This window comes from Photobacterium sp. (genome assembly GCF_057456235.1).
Map to the genome: position 1 here is coordinate 14,413 of NZ_JBVCPH010000018.1, position 19,008 is coordinate 33,420.

At 48.5% G+C, this 19,008-nt stretch carries 16 protein-coding genes; 1 reads left to right on the top strand and 15 read right to left on the bottom strand.

Annotation, left to right across the window (positions count from 1 at the left end; translation table 11 throughout):
* Window position 1: 1 nt before the first annotated feature.
* From ispF to rlmD, 8 genes are all read right to left on the bottom strand, one after another.
* Window positions 2–475 (bottom strand): 2-C-methyl-D-erythritol 2,4-cyclodiphosphate synthase, encoded by a 474-nt coding sequence (gene ispF / locus AC2204_RS17425; RefSeq protein WP_318926948.1) that lies wholly within the window; start codon window positions 473–475, stop codon window positions 2–4.
* The gene (gene ispD, locus AC2204_RS17430) at window positions 475–1,218 is read right to left on the bottom strand and encodes a 2-C-methyl-D-erythritol 4-phosphate cytidylyltransferase (protein WP_318926949.1); all 744 of its coding nucleotides are present in this window, start codon (window positions 1,216–1,218) and stop codon (window positions 475–477) included. Before ispD ends, ispF begins: the two co-directional genes overlap by 1 nt.
* A gap of 19 nt (window positions 1,219–1,237) precedes the next feature.
* Complete coding sequence (ftsB, locus tag AC2204_RS17435) at window positions 1,238–1,525, bottom strand: cell division protein FtsB (RefSeq protein ID WP_318926950.1); 288 nt, start codon at window positions 1,523–1,525, stop codon at window positions 1,238–1,240.
* A gap of 300 nt (window positions 1,526–1,825) precedes the next feature.
* On the bottom strand, window positions 1,826–3,127 hold the full coding sequence (eno, locus tag AC2204_RS17440; RefSeq protein ID WP_318926951.1) for a phosphopyruvate hydratase: 1,302 nt from the start codon (window positions 3,125–3,127) through the stop codon (window positions 1,826–1,828).
* An 83-nt stretch (window positions 3,128–3,210) separates the two neighbouring features.
* Entirely contained in the window at window positions 3,211–4,848 is a 1,638-nt protein-coding gene (pyrG, locus tag AC2204_RS17445) for a CTP synthase (RefSeq protein WP_318926952.1), read from the bottom strand.
* Window positions 4,849–5,087: 239 nt separating this feature from the next.
* Window positions 5,088–5,888: a nucleoside triphosphate pyrophosphohydrolase gene (gene mazG / locus AC2204_RS17450; RefSeq protein WP_318926953.1), complete on the bottom strand. Its 801-nt coding sequence runs from the start codon at window positions 5,886–5,888 to the stop codon at window positions 5,088–5,090.
* Window positions 5,889–6,022: 134 nt separating this feature from the next.
* Complete coding sequence (relA, locus tag AC2204_RS17455; protein WP_318926954.1) at window positions 6,023–8,251, bottom strand: GTP diphosphokinase; 2,229 nt, start codon at window positions 8,249–8,251, stop codon at window positions 6,023–6,025.
* A 33-nt stretch (window positions 8,252–8,284) separates the two neighbouring features.
* Entirely contained in the window at window positions 8,285–9,628 is a 1,344-nt protein-coding gene (rlmD, locus tag AC2204_RS17460) for a 23S rRNA (uracil(1939)-C(5))-methyltransferase RlmD (protein ID WP_318926955.1), read from the bottom strand.
* A gap of 122 nt (window positions 9,629–9,750) precedes the next feature.
* On the opposite strand from rlmD, the gene barA reads away from it, so the two are divergent.
* Complete coding sequence (barA, locus tag AC2204_RS17465; protein WP_318926956.1) at window positions 9,751–12,537, top strand: two-component sensor histidine kinase BarA; 2,787 nt, start codon at window positions 9,751–9,753, stop codon at window positions 12,535–12,537.
* A 189-nt stretch (window positions 12,538–12,726) separates the two neighbouring features.
* Here barA and acpS read toward each other — a convergent pair whose 3' ends face one another.
* The 7 genes from acpS to lepA all read right to left on the bottom strand — a co-directional run bounded on the left by acpS (window position 12,727) and on the right by lepA (window position 18,967).
* Window positions 12,727–13,107, bottom strand: a complete 381-nt coding sequence (acpS, locus tag AC2204_RS17470) for a holo-ACP synthase (protein WP_318926957.1) — start codon at window positions 13,105–13,107, stop codon at window positions 12,727–12,729.
* Between the two features lie 2 nt (window positions 13,108–13,109).
* The gene (gene pdxJ, locus AC2204_RS17475; protein WP_318926958.1) at window positions 13,110–13,841 is read right to left on the bottom strand and encodes a pyridoxine 5'-phosphate synthase; all 732 of its coding nucleotides are present in this window, start codon (window positions 13,839–13,841) and stop codon (window positions 13,110–13,112) included.
* Window positions 13,838–14,548, bottom strand: a complete 711-nt coding sequence (recO, locus tag AC2204_RS17480) for a DNA repair protein RecO (RefSeq protein WP_318926959.1) — start codon at window positions 14,546–14,548, stop codon at window positions 13,838–13,840. Before recO ends, pdxJ begins: the two co-directional genes overlap by 4 nt.
* Window positions 14,549–14,556: 8 nt before the next feature.
* On the bottom strand, window positions 14,557–15,462 hold the full coding sequence (gene era, locus AC2204_RS17485) for a GTPase Era (RefSeq protein WP_318926960.1): 906 nt from the start codon (window positions 15,460–15,462) through the stop codon (window positions 14,557–14,559).
* Complete coding sequence (gene rnc / locus AC2204_RS17490) at window positions 15,459–16,133, bottom strand: ribonuclease III (RefSeq protein ID WP_318926961.1); 675 nt, start codon at window positions 16,131–16,133, stop codon at window positions 15,459–15,461. Before rnc ends, era begins: the two co-directional genes overlap by 4 nt.
* Before the next feature lie 10 nt (window positions 16,134–16,143).
* The gene (gene lepB / locus AC2204_RS17495; protein ID WP_318926962.1) at window positions 16,144–17,043 is read right to left on the bottom strand and encodes a signal peptidase I; all 900 of its coding nucleotides are present in this window, start codon (window positions 17,041–17,043) and stop codon (window positions 16,144–16,146) included.
* Window positions 17,044–17,173: 130 nt separating this feature from the next.
* Entirely contained in the window at window positions 17,174–18,967 is a 1,794-nt protein-coding gene (lepA, locus tag AC2204_RS17500) for a translation elongation factor 4 (protein WP_318926963.1), read from the bottom strand.
* Window positions 18,968–19,008: the final 41 nt, after the last annotated feature.

A 19,008-nucleotide genomic window follows, 5' to 3' on the forward strand; every position in this document is an offset into this window, starting at 1 on the left:
GTTATACCTTTTGAATTAAGACCACAGCTTCGCAAGCAATGCCTTCTTTGCGTCCCGTAAAACCGAGACGTTCAGTGGTTGTCGCCTTAACATTAATATTCTCAATTTCCGTTTCCAGATCGTCGGAAATTGCCTGGCACATCTCATCAATATACGGTGCCATTTTCGGTGCCTGGGCAATGATGGTGACATCCAGATTGCCCAGCCGGTAGCCTTTTGCTTTTACTTTACTGTAGACGTCACGCAGTAAGAAACGGCTATCAGCCCCTTTCCACTCAGCATCCGTATCCGGGAAGTGGCGGCCAATATCCCCGGCACCAATGGCACCCAGCAAAGCGTCACACACAGCATGAAGCGCAACGTCACCATCAGAATGGGCAATTAAGCCCTGATCATAAGGGATAGCAACCCCGCCAATGATCACCGGGCCGTCGCCGCCAAACTTATGCACATCAAAACCATGTCCAATTCGCATCAGGGCTGCTCCTTAATCAGTTGTTCCAAATAAAAGCCGGCAAGAGCTAAATCTTCAGGCTGGGTTACTTTCAGGTTATCGGCCCGCCCTTTAACCAGCAGTGGGGAATACCCACAATATTCCAGAGCTGACGCTTCGTCGGTAATAACCGCACCCTCTTTGAGCGCTTGTTGCAATGACTCCCGTAATTGCTTCACTCTAAACATCTGCGGGGTAAGTGCATGCCAGAGGTTGTCACGATCGACGGTTTCAGCAATAACTGGCAGGCTGTTGTGATGCAGAACATTACTTTGCTGTTTATTAACAGGCGACCGGCTGCCGCGCTTCATGGTATCGCGTACAGGGGCCGCCAGAATCGCACCATCTTCACTTTGCAGCGCAGCCGCCACCAACCGCACCAGATCCGCTAATCGTACACATGGCCTTGCCGCGTCATGTACCAGCACCCAGCTGTTCTCATCGACAATGGCAGCAAGACCGGCAAACACCGAATCTGCTCGCTCAGCCCCCCCCTCAACAACCTGAATCCGAGGATCGCTGGCAAGCGGCAGCGAAGGAAAATAGGGATCACCGTTACTGATCGCAATAATTATCCGTTCAATCTGCGGGAGGCTGAACAGGCGATCAACGGTGTGCTCCAAAATCGTTTTACCTGCAATGGCTAAATATTGCTTAGGCCGGTCAGCCGCCATACGGCTACCGACCCCGGCAGCAGGTACGACGGCGGTAAGTTGTTGGGTCATGGCAAGGTTTCGTTAAGAGTTAATAATTTGGGCTGCTTTCACCCACAATGCGAAAAAATGTTTCACTCGGCTTAATCATACCAAGTTCATTTCTGGCGCGCTCTTCTACCGCTTCCTGACCACGGTGAAGATCATGGATTTCGGCATACATCTGCTGGTTGCGCTGGACAAGTTCAGCATTTGCTTTCTGTTGTATTTTTACATTGCCTTCTACTGCTAAATAATCCATCAGGCCATTCTTCCCGAGCCAGAAGTCATATTGCAGCCAAACTAAAACAGCCAGCAGCATCACGGTTAACAGACGCATGCATGTCCCCACTTTCGCGTTAAATACGTTAGACCAGTTGTATTATACTGATTAGTATTAGGGTAAGTATTCATTCCTCTCGTTCGTTTCACCCTCTTCAGGGCAACGAGTCAGGGGGAATGGATACTCTTTAAAAATATCCAACTTGTAATAATCCCACAAACCATTGTTGGTGACTAGCGTTAGGCTTTTAGTCTGCGTTATTCAGATATAAAAAGTTCTTCAGACATAAAAAAACCGCCTCAAAAGAGGCGGTTTCAGAAGAATAAGGGTTAATTACCCAAAGTCAGTGCTTAATAATTAAGCTTGACCTTTAACTTCTTTAAGGCCGTTGAAAGGTGCTTTCGCGCCTAGAGCTTCTTCGATACGAATTAGCTGGTTGTACTTAGCAACACGGTCAGAACGGCTCATAGAACCAGTTTTGATTTGGCCTGCAGCAGTACCTACCGCTAGATCAGCGATAGTTGCATCTTCAGTCTCGCCTGAACGGTGAGAGATAACAGCCGTGTAACCAGCGTCTTTAGCCATCTTGATTGCAGCTAGAGTTTCAGTTAGAGAACCGATCTGGTTGAACTTGATCAGGATAGAGTTAGCTACGCCTTTCTCGATACCTTCAGCAAGGATCTTCGTGTTTGTAACGAATAGATCGTCACCAACGATTTGAAGTTTGTCGCCTAGCAGTTCAGTCTGGTGCTTGAAGCCAGCCCAGTCTGATTCGTCAAGACCGTCTTCGATAGATACGATTGGGTATTGGTTAGCAAGGTCTTGTAGGTAGAAGTTAAACTCTTCAGAAGTGAAGATTTTGCCTTCGCCTTTCATGTTGTAGTGGCCAGCTTCTTTGTCGTAGAACTCAGATGCAGCACAGTCCATTGCCAGAGTAACGTCTTTACCCAGCTCGTAACCTGCAGCTTCAACAGCTTCTTTGATTGCAGCTAGTGCAGCAGCGTTAGACTCTAGGTTAGGAGCAAAACCACCTTCATCACCAACAGCAGTGCTTAGGCCTTTAGCCTTAAGTACTTTAGCAAGGTTGTGGAATACTTCAGCACCGATACGCAGTGCTTCTTTAAGCGTTTTCGCGCCAACTGGCTGGATCATGAACTCTTGGATATCAACGTTGTTATCAGCGTGCTCGCCACCGTTGATGATGTTCATCATTGGAAGAGGCATAGAGAATACGCCAGCTGTGCCGTTTAGCTCAGCAATGTGCTCGTATAAAGGCATGCCTTTAGCTGCAGCAGCTGCTTTAGCATTCGCCAGAGAAACAGCCAGGATTGCGTTAGCACCAAACTTAGACTTGTTTTCAGTACCGTCTAGGTCGATCATTACCTGATCAATAGCCGCTTGGTCTTTTGCATCTTTACCAAGTAGAGCTTCAGCGATTGGGCCGTTTACCGCTTCAATTGCTTTAAGAACACCTTTACCTAGGAAACGAGACTTGTCGCCGTCACGTAGCTCAAGAGCTTCACGTGAACCCGTTGATGCGCCAGAAGGGGCTGCAGCCATACCGACGAAACCACCTTCCAGGTGAACTTCAGCTTCAACAGTTGGGTTGCCACGTGAATCGATGATTTCACGACCTAGAACTTTAACGATCTTAGACATTGTGTTTCCTCTTGCTTTATCTTCAATTTAAAAGCTAAAAAACAGCTGTAGCTATCATCACTACAGCTATCCGTAATCCTTACTTATTTAAGCTCACCACGCAGGTTTTGGCCTGCTGCCTTCACGAAACCTTCAAATAAAGGATGACCATCGCGAGGTGTTGATGTGAACTCAGGGTGGAACTGAGCAGCCACGAACCACGGATGGTTCGGGATCTCGATAATTTCGACTAATTTCTTATCTGCTGACAGACCAGAAATTTTAAGTCCCGCTTTCTCTAATTGAGGAAGCAGGTTGTTATTGACTTCATAACGGTGACGGTGACGCTCATGAATTGTAGCATTACCGTAAAGCTCACGCGCTTTAGAGCCGTTTTTCAGGTGGCATAGCTGAGAACCAAGGCGCATTGTGCCGCCTAAATCTGATGTCTCTGTACGCTTCTCTACCTGACCTTCACCATCAACCCACTCGGTGATTAGACCAACAACCGGGTACTTGGTTTCAGGATTAAATTCAGTCGAGTGTGCATCTTTAAGACCCGCAACGTTACGTGCGAATTCAATAAGAGCAACCTGCATACCCAGGCAAATGCCCAGATAAGGAATTTTGTTTTCACGGGCATATTGTGCAGTCAGGATCTTACCTTCAACACCACGACCGCCGAAGCCGCCAGGAACCAAAATGGCATCTAGCCCTTCGAGCACTTCCGTGCCTTTAGATTCAACGTCTTGTGAATCAATATATTTAATTTTCACAGACAGGCGGTTTTTGAGGCCTGCGTGCTTCAATGCTTCGTTAACCGATTTGTAAGCGTCAGGCAGTTCAATGTACTTACCGACCATACCGATTGTTACTTCATCAGTAGGGTTTGCTTCTTCGTAGATCACCTGCTCCCATTCCGCCAAATCCGCTTCCGGCGCTGTAATACCAAAGCGTTTGCATACCAGATCGTCAAGACCTTGTGCTTTGATTAGCTGAGGGATTTTGTAGATTGAATCTACGTCTTTCATCGAGATAACCGCTTTTTCCGGCACATTACAGAACAGTGCGATCTTAGCGCGCTCATTGGCCGGAATAACACGGTCTGAACGACAAATTAAGATATCAGGCTGAATACCGATAGAAAGCAGTTCTTTGACTGAATGCTGAGTCGGCTTCGTTTTCACTTCACCGGCCGCTGCCAGGTAAGGAACCAACGTCAGGTGCATGAACATGGTACGTTCACGGCCTTGCTGCACGGCTAACTGGCGAATCGCTTCCATAAATGGCAGTGATTCGATATCGCCGACAGTACCGCCCACTTCAACAATAGCGATATCATGACCTTCAGCACCAGCAATCACGCGATCTTTAATCTCGTTCGTGATATGCGGGATTACCTGAATAGTGGCACCGAGGTAGTCACCACGACGCTCTTTACGCAACACCTCTTCGTATACACGACCAGCCGTAAAGTTATTACGCTTGGTCATTTTTGTACGGATGAAACGCTCATAGTGACCTAAATCGAGGTCGGTCTCTGCACCGTCTTCCGTAACGAATACTTCGCCGTGTTGGATCGGGCTCATTGTGCCTGGATCAACGTTGATGTAAGGGTCTAGCTTCATCATGGTCACTTTAAGACCACGCGCTTCAAGAATAGCTGCCAGAGAGGCTGCAGCAATACCTTTACCAAGTGAGGATACGACCCCGCCCGTAACAAAAATGTAATTCGTTGTCATGTTTAACCTGGAAGATTGGTTATAGAGGATTTAAAAAGCTATCTGGACGGGAAATTAGTATACCAGACACATTTTTTTCCACAACGTGAAAACTATCACAGCACTCATCGTTTTTTTTTGTTTCAAATCAATTATACTTATAGCGATTACGTTTCGCGTGATAAAGCCGAGAAAACAACACCAACAAAAAAAAGAAAATGGGACATTTTTTTCACCTATCGTCCCTGTTTTGCCATTAATCACTCTTCTTTTTTAACTTTATCCCATTCGGCATCGAGCATATCCAGAGAGCATTCATCAATGCGCCTCCCTTGTTGCTGCACCTTTCTTTCAACTTCGCGAAAACGTCGCTCAAATTTTTTATTGGCTCGCTGCAGTGCCTGTTCGGGTTTAACCTGCAAATGACGGCTCAAGTTCACCACCGAAAACAGTAAATCCCCCATTTCTTCTTCAACCTTACTGTGATCAACTGACACCTGAATGACTTCATCCATCACTTCATCAAGCTCTTCCTTCACCTTATCAACCACCGGCCCCACAGAATCCCAGTCAAAGCCGTGCTTTGCGCAACGCTTCTGAATTTTATCAGCACGACTCAGCGCCGGCAGAGCCAGCGGAATATTGGCCAGCAGACTGCTATCCTGGCCTTTCGCATCACGCTCTTTGGCTTTTTCAGCTTCCCAGTGGGCGTTGATCGCCGCATCGTCAGCAAAATCAGTCTCACCAAACACATGCGGATGGCGGCGGATCAGCTTTTCATTCAAGCCATTCACCACGTCATTAAAATCAAATAACCCTTGCTCTTTGCCCATCTGGCTGTAAAAAATAATCTGGAACAGTAAATCCCCCAGCTCTTCCCGTACATCGTTCCAGTCTTGCTGTTCAATCGCATCAGCGACTTCATAAGCTTCTTCAATGGTGTGGGGCACAATCGAGGCAAAGGTCTGCTTACGATCCCACGGGCACCCTTGGCTTGGATCCCGCAATGTCGCCATAATCTCAATAAGCTGCTCAATCGGTGTTTGCTGTTTATCGCTCATAGTCACTATTCTTTTTTGCTCTGATGTTAAAAAAACGGGAAGCACAATGGCTTCCCGGTTCTAGTTTCTAGTATCGAGGTTCTAGGCTCTCATTTCTAGATACTCGATTCTCGCTTCTCGATATTCGGCTCCCGTTAATACAGACGCTTGGCCTCGGCGACATCCTTCACCTGCTCAATCCGCTTCAGAACCTTGCTCAACACATCCAGATCGGTCAGTTCTAAATCAAAGTCCATCACCGACATCTGTTTCTTGTAGTCGATCCGACTCTTCACACCCGCCACTTTGGCTTTTTCATTGGCAAAGGTATTGGTCAGATCTTTGATCAAGCCATTGCGCTCAGACGCGGTGACCCGCACCGTAATATTATAGTTACCGACAAATCCTCCGCCCCATACGGTATGGATTATACGCTCCGGTATATGGTGACGGAGCTCTTCCAGCTGTTCGCAGTCATTACGGTGCACCGAAATACCTCGTCCCTGGGTAACAAAACCAACGATTTTATCGCCAGGGATCGGCTGGCAACAGCGAGCTAGGTGGGTCATCAGGTTATCCACCCCTTCAACCACAACAGCATCACGTTGCGGTTTTTTCGCACTGGTGCTGGTTTTCGCTCCCGCCTCTGTCAGTTTGTCTAACAGCTGCTGATCTTCTTCTTCTGCGGTCGGCTTATTAACCATAGTGTTGATATGGTTAACAACCTGGTTGATACGCAAATCGCCACTGCCGATACCCACAAACAACTCATCGAGTGATTTGGCATTAAAGCGTTTTAAGGCATATGCCTCTGCGTCTTTGAGTGTTGCGCCGACTTTGTGCAGTTCGACTTCAAGCATTTCACGCCCGGCAACCATGTTCTTGTCACGATCTTGCTTGCGGAACCAGGCATGGACTTTGGCTCGGGCGCGGCTTGAGGTAACAAAACCAAGGTTGGGGTTCAACCAGTCACGTGACGGGTTGGGCTCTTTCTGAGTGATAATCTCGACCTGCTCACCCATTTGCAAGTGATAGGTGAAAGGGACAATCCGGCCTTCGACCTTGGCACCAATGCAGCGGTGACCGACTTCCGAGTGAATGTGGTAGGCGAAATCAAGCGGCGTCGCATCAAGCGGCAAATCAACCACGTCCCCTTTCGGCGTAAACGCATAAACGCGGTCATCAAAGACCTGGCTCCGTAACTCTTCCAGCATTTCGCCAGAATCTGACATTTCTTCCTGCCACACCAGCAGCTTACGCAACCAGTTAATTTTTTCGTCGTAGGATGATTTTGCACCGCCAGACGAGCCTTCTTTATATTTCCAGTGCGCGGCAACCCCGAGTTCAGATTCTTCATGCATTTGCTTGGTGCGGATCTGAATTTCAATCGTTTTGCCTTCCGGCCCCAGTACCACTGTATGGATAGACTGATAGCCATTGGGCTTCGGGTTGGCGACATAGTCGTCGAATTCTTTCGGCAGATGACGATACTTGGTGTGCACCACACCTAATGCGGCATAACAGTCTTGGAGCTGATCGGCAATAATACGCACGGCACGTACGTCAAACAGCTCATCGAAGGCCAGATTCTTCTTCTGCATTTTGCGCCAGATGCTGTAGATGTGCTTCGGGCGGCCATGCACTTCAGCATTAATGTTGTAAGCCCGCATTGATTCCGCAAGATCTGACACGAAAGAGTCAATATATTGCTCGCGATCGATACGACGCTCAGAGAGCTGTTTGGCAATCTGCTTGTAGGTTTCAGGATGCTGATAGCGGAAAGCGTAATCCTCGATTTCCCACTTAAGCTGACCAATCCCCAGACGATTAGCCAATGGCGCGTAGATATTGGCACACTCACGCGCAGCCGCACGACGCACCTCATCCGGTTCATCTTTTACTTCACGCAGGTTACAGATACGCTCTGCAAGCTTGATGACCACGCAGCGGAAATCATCCACCATCGATAACAACATGCGGCGAATATTATCAACCTGCACTGATTGCGCGGCACCGTCGGTGTTCGCATTCAGCTGCCTGATTGCCGCCATTTGCTCGACCCCTGTCACCATCTGCAGGATCGTGCTGTTGTAATCTTCCTTAACCTGCTCATGAGCATAAACGCCAGCTTCCACCAGCGGGAACAGTAGCGCTGCAATCAGCGTATCTCTGTCCATACTCAGGGTAACCAGGATTTCTACCATTTCGCGGCCACGCCATAACAGCAATGGCGCAGACTCTTCCCCAGTCGTTAGATCGATACATCGCTGATAGGTTTTTTGAATGCGGCCAGACACCTCGGCGTCTTGCTGCAAACTCTCGACCCAAGATGAAAGTTCAAATGTATTATTTCCCTTTAAATGCGCACCGCGAACTGCGACCATTTTTTAATCCTGTTTTTCTCTGTTAAAGAAACACTATTTTTGGGTAGCCGGACTCATTTGGGTAAACAAGGCCATTGACTCCAGGTGTCCGGTATGCGGAAACATATCCAGCATTCCCAAGCGTTCCAACTGATAACCTTTTTGCAGTAATACCTGACTATCGCGCGCGAGCGTAGCCGGATTACATGATACATATACTACCCTTTCAGGCTTAAGATTCACTACATGCTGCATCACACCCGCAGCGCCTGCACGTGCTGGATCCAATAAAATTTTATTAAACGGTTCGCGCGCCCACGCCAGCTTAGTGACGTCATCATCCAGGTTAGCCTGATAAAAGGCTGCATTACTCTGCTTGTTGCACATCGCATTCTCTGTGGCACGATGAACCATTTCTTCGATACCTTCAATACCAACCAGTGCTTTTGCGCGTTTTGCCAACGGTAAACTAAAATTTCCCAACCCGCAAAATAGATCCAGCACACGATCATCTGGCTTAACATCCAGCCAATCGGCGGCTTGACGGACCATTTTTTTATTCACTTCACGGTTGACCTGAATAAAGTCTTTTGGTGAAAAATTCAGCTTCAGTTCATCCAGTTTATAGTACGGTGCATCACCGTAAACACGCTCGATGTCATCCGATGTCGGAGCTAAGAATAGAATAACATTATGCGCTTGAGCAAACTGGCGAATCAACGTCATGTCTTTGTCAGAAAACGGTTTTAAATGACGAATTAAGACCACCCGGCCGTTATCCGCTTCCACCAGTTCGACATGGCCGAGGTGTTTGTGACCTTTCAACTGACTTAGCAGGCTGCGTAATGGCGGTAAAAGTTCATTCAGTGATTGCGCCAGCACCGGACATTGCTCAACGTCAACAATCTCTTTGCTCTGCTTCTTGCGAAAGCCAAACTGCAATTTTCCCGCCCCCGGCTTAATGCTGAATCGGGCGCAGCGACGGTAATGCAGATCACGACCAACAATCGGAGCGACCTGGGGAAAAAATTGCGGCTGTTCAGTGGCGGCAAACTTGCTCATTAGCTCGGTTAATGCCAGTTGCTTAGCCTCGACCTGCCCTGAGTGGGACAAATGTTGTAAGTTGCACCCGCCACACTGGTCATAGATCGGGCAATGCGGTTTAATACGTGCCTGACTATCGGTAAGACGCTTGATGACCTTGGCACGAGCGTACTGCTTTTTGTCTTCAGTAAGCTGAACCAGTGCCTTTTCACCCGGTAATAAGCCGTCAACAAAGACAGATTTACCATTAAGATGACCAATACCAGAGCCAAGGTGATCTAAACGGCTGATTGTAATTTCTTTATGCTTAGTATCGGTTATTTTACGTTTCTGAGGCTTAAAAAAGCGTGCCATAGTGTTTTGACTCACTGAAAAGACATTGGTTGATTGTCGAGCAGCCCTAGTTTCATTAAGCTAAAGGCCACAGGTGGACGACAATTCTCCCACAGAATCGCATTCTTGTAATTAAGAGAACCATGACCAAATATGGACTTCGTGCCAGGGTCTTTACCCTGACATTAGCACCGACATTGATTATAGGCCTATTATTAAGCGCCTTTTTCACGATGAGCCGCTACCGTGATCTGGAACACCAGCTGATATCTACTGGTGCCAGTATTATTGAACCGCTGGCAATTTCAACAGAATATGGCATGACCGATAAAAATCGGGAAGCGGTTCGTCGCCTGATCAGTTATGCCCACCGCAAGCATTCCCAGATCATCCGCAGTATTGCCGTCTTTGATGCCAGCAATGAATTATTTGTCACCTCGAACTTTCATCGTAACTTTGAAATCCTGATGTATCCGGATGATCAACCGATCCCGTTGCTGCTCGATACCCGGCTCAATGATAATTCGTTGATCCTGCGCGCCCCGATTTTAACCGAAGGTCAATTTGGTAACAGCCCGCAATTGAATTACCAGGGCCAGGCCCTCGGGTATATCGCCCTAGAATTAGACTTAAGTGCCCTGCGTCTCCAGCAGTACCAGGAAGTATTCACCGCCTTGATGGTGCTACTACTGGGGTTAACACTGTCTTCTCTGTTTGCTTACCGCCTAATGCAGGATGTTACCAGGCCGATCTCGCACATGGTCAGTGTGGTCGATCGGATCCGACGCGGTCACTTGGATATACGCATCGAAGGAGAACTGCTTGGTGAACTGGATACCTTGAAAAACGGTATCAATGCCATGGCAATATCGCTCTCTGAATACCACATTGAGATGCAGCAGAGCATCGATCAGGCAACGTCCGATCTGCGCGAAACCCTGGAGCAGTTGGAAATCCAGAACGTTGAACTGGATATCGCCAAGAAGCGTGCCCAGGAGGCCGCACGGGTGAAGTCCGAGTTCCTGGCAAATATGTCACACGAACTGCGAACGCCGCTAAATGGTGTTATCGGCTTTACCCGTCAGATGCTGAAAACGCGGCTCAGTTCGAGTCAGCAAGATTACCTGCTAACTATCGAAAAATCGGCAAATAACCTGCTGACCATCATTAACGACATCCTCGACTTCTCGAAACTGGAAGCCGGCAAGTTACTGCTGGAAAATATCCCGTTTGATTTTACCGAGTCACTGGATGAGGTGATGTGTCTGCTGGCACCAAGCGCGCACGAAAAAGGGCTTGAACTCACCCTGAAAATTGATAACCGGATCCCGGCAGGCCTAATTGGTGATCCGCTCCGGATTCAGCAAGTGATCACTAACCTCATCGGTAACGCCGTTAAATTTACCGAACGCGGCAATATCGACGTCTCGGTCGAACTGAAATCCGACAAAGATGAAAATGTCGAACTGCAATTTATGGTACGTGATACGGGTATCGGGATTTCTGAGCGCCAGCAGGCACAGTTATTCCAGGCATTCAGCCAGGCCGATGCCAGTATTTCCCGCCGTTACGGCGGTACCGGGCTCGGCCTGGTGATCACCCAGAAACTGGTAACCCAGATGGGCGGTGAAATTCGTCTCACCAGCCGATTGCACCAAGGCTCGACCTTCTGGTTCTCATTAAAAATGCAAAAAACGGATCTGCCGGTTTCTCAGCCGATTGATACCTCTTCGCTTATCGGTAAAAAGCTGCTGTTAATTGAACCAAACATGCAGGCCGCCTCCGTCGTTCAGCAACGCTTAATTAACGCCGGCATACAGGTGACTTACCGTTCGAGCATGCCGGAAGATGCCGAACACCATCATTTTGCGCTATTGTGCCTAACGCCGGGCGAGCAGCCGCCGATTGCCACTTTACTCGACCGGGTATTCAAGGCTGAACAAATTACCGACAAGGTGATTGTCAGTCTGCCAGCCACAGAGCTGGCATTGTCTGAGCGCCTTATCAATGCCGGGGTATCGGCCTGTTTAGGCAAGCCGCTGGCACACCGTAAGCTGTTTGAAGTGCTCAGCAATGCACCGGATGATCACGTTGAGCAGGATGTACCGTTGCTAGCCGAACCAGCACAGACCATCGAGCCTCTGACCGTGATGGCGGTTGATGATAATCCGGCAAACCTGAAGCTCATCGCGGCACTGCTGAGTGAGCGGGTAGAAACGGTTATTACCGCAACGGGAGGAAGAAAGGCCGTGGAGTATGCTCATCAGAAAGCCTTTGATTTAATCTTTATGGATATTCAAATGCCGGAAATGGATGGTGTCACGGCTTGTCAGGAGATCCACAAAACGGATCTCAACCACACAACGCCGGTGATTGCCGTTACCGCCCATGCGATGGCCGGCGAACGTGAACGGTTGCTCAATGCCGGGATGGATGATTACCTCACCAAGCCGATTGAAGAGCGCATCCTGCAGCAAATACTGGCAAAGTGGACAACGAGTTCTCATGGCACGGGTTCTGCAGCAACGGAAGGCGGCGTTACCGCTGACGTCACTGAAGCCCCCTCCCCGGATCAGGCTGTAACAATTGACAAAAATACCAGCTGGGACTGGGAGCTGGCACTGGCACAAGCCGCTGGAAAAAAAGACCTGGCGAAAGACATGCTGCAAATGCTGCTCGATTTCATGCCCGAAGTGGAAATGCTGGTGAATGAAGCCTTAGACGGCAAAGAGATCGATTTATGGTCGTCGATTCACAAGTTGCATGGCAGCTGTGCCTACAGTGGCGTGCCGCGCCTGAAAAACCTCTGCCATACCATAGAGACTGAGCTTAAAGCCAATGCAACCGTCGAGGACATTGAGCCCGAACTGTACGAGCTGGTCGATGAAATGAACAACGTGGTGAAAGCGTCAAAGGCGTATAGGCACTAGGGACTAATATTTTGAGTACAAAAAAGGAGAGCGATAGAGGCTCTCCTTTTTATTGGTTTGTCAGATGAAAATCTGGGGGCCTGCAAGGCAGGTTCTATGAGCCCTAACGGAGAGTCAAGCTTTTGCTTTTCCTCGCAACTCGAACCTAGTAACTCGACACTGCTTATCCATAGAACCGCTCTGCCGTTATTACGATTCTAAAATCACCGTTGCCACGGCATAACGTTTCTCGTCGGCAATGGTCAGATGAACGTGGTTAACGCCCATCGCCTCGGCCAATTTTGCGGCTTTACCTGACAGACGCAATACTGGCTTACCCAGCTCATCATTACTGACGGTGAAATCCTGAAAAGAGACGCCGCAGGCAATCCCGGTTCCTAAGGCTTTCGATGCCGCTTCTTTGACCGCAAACCGTTTGGCCAGATAACGCCCCTTCAGCTTTAAACCCGCTAAGATTTCCAGCTCAGGCGCTGACAAGACTCGCTCAGCAAAGGCATCACCCGATCGCGCATAGACTTTTTCAACGCGCCCGATATCTGCGATATCGGTTCCCAGGCCGACAATCGCCATGCTTAGCGACGCGCTTCAAGCATGATGGCTTGCATATCGGCCACCGCTTTGTTCAAACCATCAAACACGGCGCGCCCCATGATGGCGTGGCCAATATTCAGCTCATAAATCTCGGGCAGCGCAGCCACAGGCTTCACGTTGTGATAGGTCAGGCCGTGGCCCGCATTGACTTTAATACCCAGATCATCTGCGTAACTTGCAGCCGCAGCAATCTTCTTCAGCTCCGCTTGCTGCTCTTCTTCGCTTTCTGCATCAGCATAATGGCCGGTGTGCAATTCGATATAAGGCGCACCAGCGGCAACTGCCGCATCAATCTGCTTACGGTCAGCATCAATAAACAAAGAGACTTTAATGCCAGCTGCCGTCAGTTTTTCGGTTGCTGCTTTAATTTTGTCCAGCTGACCCGCCACATCCAGACCACCTTCGGTCGTCAGCTCTTCCCGTTTTTCAGGTACCAGGCAGACGAACTCCGGCTGAGTTTCCAATGCAATGCTGACCATTTCATCCGTCACGGCCATTTCAAGGTTCATACGAGTCTGGATCGTTTCACGCAAAATACGGACATCTCGGTCAGTAATATGGCGGCGATCCTCACGCAGGTGAATAGTAATACCATCGGCACCAGCACGCTCAGCAACTTCTGCTGCGTGAACAGGATCAGGGTATCGAGTACCTCGGGCGTTGCGTAGAGTGGCAATATGATCGATATTCACGCCGAGTAGTATGTTCTTCATTTTTGGGTACTCCTTCCTCTAGGGATAAATAATTCCCTGCTTTTTAATGGTTTCCCGCCAAGATAAGGTTTCAGGGCCATCCGTGTAAAGCGTTTTGCTGCCTTGAGTTGATCCGGGGTTTCAAAATGTCGGGCGGCTATCGCTTTCAGCTGGCTACCGGTAAAGGTCAGCTGGCCTGTCATGATTGATGCAATAAAACCTTTTTGCTCGCGGTAGTTATAGGTCATGGTGTCTTCTACAGGCAAGCCACTACCGGCACAGTGAAGAAAGTCGATGCCATACCCCAGATGATAAAGCAGTGCCAGCTCAAAGCGCCGCAATGCCGGTTCTGGGTTATCAGCTTGCGCCAGCTCGCGCAGCGCATTCAGATAATCCAGAAACAGCACAGGGTAAGGTGTGTCATTCTCGAGAACCCGAGCCACGACTTCGTTAATATACAGGGCAGAATAGAGGATATAGCCGCGCATGGGCAGGCCGATACTGATAGGTTCGGCATGATTCAATGTCCGCATTGAACCGCGGCCGGACCATTTCATAAACAGAGGAGTGAAAGGCTGCAATGTGCCTTTGAGGTTGGAGCGCTTACGGCGCGCTCCTTTCGACAAGATAGTCAGACGACCACTGTCCTCGCTGAACACATCGAGGATCAGGCTCGTCTCACTATACGGGCGAGTATGAAGGACAAAACAGCGTTGCAGCCCCTCCATGGTGTTCCTTACAGGTCGTCAATGTAACCCAGGCTACGCAGTGCACGTTCGTCATCTGCCCAACCCGATTTCACTTTAACCCATAGCTCCAGGTACACCTTACGCTCGAACAGATCTTCCATATCAATACGGGCTTCACGGCCAATGACTTTCATTTTCTCGCCATTTTTGCCGATCACCATTTTCTTCTGGCCCTTTCGTTCAACCAGAATCAAGCCATTAATATCAAAACCATTCGTGCGCGGATTAAAATCAAAACGTTCGATCTCAACCGTCACAGCATAGGGCAACTCTTCACCGGTAAAGCGCATCAGCTTTTCACGGATGATCTCAGAGGCCATAAAACGCTGCGAACGGTCGGTCACATGATCTTCCGGGAAGAAGTATTCACCTTCCGGCAGATGCTCGCGAACAATTTTTTCTACCGCATCAACGTTGGTACCGCTTTTCGCTGAAATTGGCACCACATCAACAAAGTCCATCTTCTTCGACAGCGCTTCAAGGTGCGGGAACAGATCGCCTTTCTCTTTCACGTTGTCGACCTTGTTGATCAACAGTACTGTTGGCAGCTCACTCTTAATAAGCTTGTTCAGTACCATCTCATCATCGTCAGTCCACATTGTGCCATCAACCAGGAAAAGCACTAGCTCAACATCGGTCAGCGAGCTGCTGGCCGCACGGTTCATCAAACGGTTAATGGTGCGTTTTTCTTCAATGTGCAGACCCGGGGTATCAATATACACCGCCTGGTAACCATCACGGGTATCAACACCCATAATACGGTGACGCGTTGTCTGTGGTTTACGTGAAGTGATCGACAACTTCTGCCCAACCAGACGGTTGATTAGAGTCGATTTACCAACGTTTGGTCGGCCTACGATGGCTATAAAGCCGCAATGTTGCTTATCTGTCATGATTCCAACTGCTTAAGAGCAAGTTCTGCTGCTGCCTGCTCTGCCTTGCGCCGACTGCCGCCTTTACCAATTACAGGCTTATCCAAGCCTGTAACATCACATTGCACCGTGAACTCTTGATTATGAGCTTCACCATGTACCTTAACTACAGTATACCCCGGAAGCGGCAAACGACGACCTTGCAAACACTCTTGCAGCCGTGTTTTGGGATCTTTCTGGCCAATCCCCGGTTGAATGGTGTCGAGGCGAGACTGATACCATGCAAGAATAATCTTCCGTACCTGCTCAGTGTCACTATCAAGATAGATCGCACCAATGATCGCTTCAACGCAATCAGCCAGAATAGAGTCACGGCGAAAGCCGCCGCTTTTTAACTCTCCCGGGCCAAGCAGTAAATACTCACCAAGCTCAAATTCACGCCCCAGCTCAGCCAGGGTCTTACCGCGAACTAATGTCGCACGCATACGGCTCATATCCCCTTCATCCACTTCCGGGAATCGGTGGTATAGGTCATCTGCAATGACAAAGCTTAAAATGGAATCGCCCAGAAACTCGAGGCGTTCGTTATGAGTACCGTTAGCACTGCGGTGTGTCAGTGCTAACGTCATCAAATCGCTGTTATTAAATTGATACCCCAGCATACGCTGAAGTCTATTAGCAGGAGATGTCATTTTATCTCGATCAGTTTATGCTACCGATGCGGTTAAAACGCACACCAGTAGGAATCCAGGATGGTAAGACACTCTCGGCACTTCTTTCAAACTCAAAGCTGATCCAGATCACGACCGCCTTTCCGACCAGATTTGCTTCTGGAACAAAGCCCCAGAAACGACTGTCTGAACTGTTATCGCGGTTATCCCCCATCATGAAATACTGGCCTTCAGGTACAACCCACTCGCTGATCCCCGGACGCGGATAGTACTTCAGCGTGTAGTCTCGCTTCAGTGGGTGCACTAAAATCTGGTGATTTACATCACCCAGTTTTTCATCGAGTTGAACAAAACGTGTCATGCCCTGACTGAACTCACTGTCAGTCATATTCGTCAGTGGCACCGGGGTACAGGTTGCAGAACCTTTCGGGGCAATACAAAGCTGCTTGCTGGAACTGTAACGAATCGTATCGCCAGGCATACCAACAACACGTTTAATGTAGTCAACATTGGGTTGAGGCGGGTACTTAAAGACCACGCTATCACCACGCTCTGGCTCACCGGTTTCAATCAACTTGTGACGGAATACCGGATCGCGAAGACCGTAAGCGAATTTTTCAACCAAGATGAAATCTCCCACGAGCAACGTCGGCATCATAGAGCCGGATGGGATCTGGAACGGCTCATAAATAAATGAGCGAAATACCATAATGAGCGCAATCACCGGAAACATCGAGCTGGCTGATTCCACCCAGCTCGGTTGCGGCGCAATGGCTTCAAGGGTTTTAGCAGCTACTTGATCGCCAGCATTAGCTGCTGCCGCATCAATTTTTAATTGACGTTTCGGTGCCCAGATAAATTTATCCAACGCCCAAATAATCCCGGTCAACAGCGTGGCCAGAACCAGAATTAACGAAAAAGTATTTGCCATTTTATTCCCTATGAATGTCTCAACTCATCACAAACGGGTTGGTCCGTGAAACAGAAATGCCGATTTAATGAATATAAATCAGCACTTTGTTTGACATCAAACCCGCTTGCGATGAGATAAACGTTATTACTTATTTTTTACCTACGTGCAAAATAGCCAGGAACGCTTCCTGAGGCAGTTCGACATTGCCGATCTGCTTCATACGCTTTTTACCTTCTTTCTGCTTCTGTAGCAGTTTCTTCTTACGGCTGATATCGCCACCGTAACATTTAGCAATCACGTTTTTACGCAACTGCTTAACGGTTGCACGGGCAATGATCATGCCGCCAATCGCCGCTTGAATCGCGATATCAAACATCTGACGAGGAATGAATTCCTTCATCTTGTCGACTAACTCACGACCGCGACCATTTGCATTGTCTTTATGCGTAATGATTGCCAGTGCATCAACACGTTCGCCATTGATCATTACATCAACACGTACCATGTTGGATGGCTCGTAACGCTGGAAGCTGTAATCCAGTGATGCGTAACCACGCGAGGTCGATTTCAGACGGTCGAAGAAATCCAGTACCACTTCTGACATAGGGATATCGTATGTCAAAGCAACTTGGTTACCGTGATAGACCATATCCACCTGCATACCACGTTTTTCGATACACAGCGTGATCACGTTACCCAGGTACTCAGACGGCACTAGGATATTACAGCGTGCAATGGGCTCACCAATGACTGCAATATCATTGACTGCCGGTAGCTTGGACGGGCTATCGACATAAATAATGTCGCCGCGTGTCGTTTCAACTTCATACACTACAGTCGGTGCTGTGGTAATAAGCGCAAGATCGTATTCACGCTCTAAGCGCTCTTGAATGATTTCCATGTGCAACATGCCAAGGAAGCCACAACGGAAGCCAAAACCAAGTGCCGAAGAACTTTCTGGTTCATAGAACAAAGACGCATCATTTAGGCTTAACTTGCCTAGTGCATCACGGAAGTTCTCGTAATCATCAGAAGAGATCGGGAACAGACCCGCATAAACCTGAGGTTTCACTTTCTGGAAACCAGGTAATGGTTCTTCACAGCCATCTTTGGCCGTTGTAATCGTATCGCCAACAGGTGCTCCCAGGATGTCTTTAATACCACAAACAACCCAGCCAACTTCACCGGTATTCAGGGCAGTCGTATCGACTTGCTTCGGTGTAAAGATACCCAGACGGTCAATATTCCAAACCTGACCGGTACTCATCATTTTAATTTTTGCATTTTTCTTTAATGAGCCATTTTTAACTCGAACCAAAGAGACAATACCTAAATAATTATCGAACCATGAGTCAATGATCAAGGCTTGTAGCGGACCGTCAGGGTCACCTTGTGGAGGGGGAATAGCGGCTACGATGTTTTCCAGAACATCTTCCACGCCTAAACCTGTTTTCGCAGAACAACGCGTAGCTTCTAACGCGTCGATACCGACAATGTCTTCTATTTCTTCTGCGACACGTTCTGGATCAGCAGCTGGCAAGTCGATTTTATTCAAAATCGGCACCACTTCTAAGTCCATCTCCATAGCCGTGTAACAGTTAGCTAATGTCTGGGCTTCAACGCCCTGACCCGCATCAACCACCAGCAAAGCACCTTCACAGGCCGCTAGGGAGCGCGATACTTCGTATGAGAAGTCAACGTGTCCTGGTGTATCGATAAAATTAAGCTGATAAGTTTCACCATCTTTCGCCGTATAGTCGAGTGTGACACTCTGGGCTTTGATAGTGATACCGCGTTCGCGTTCGAGATCCATGGAATCTAAAACCTGCGCAGACATTTCACGGTTGGAAAGGCCACCACAGACTTGAATTAGACGGTCGGATAAGGTCGACTTACCATGGTCGATATGTGCAATAATCGAAAAGTTACGAATGTGCTTCATGAATGGCGTGACTAGCTCGTGATTAAAATGAATGGGATCTT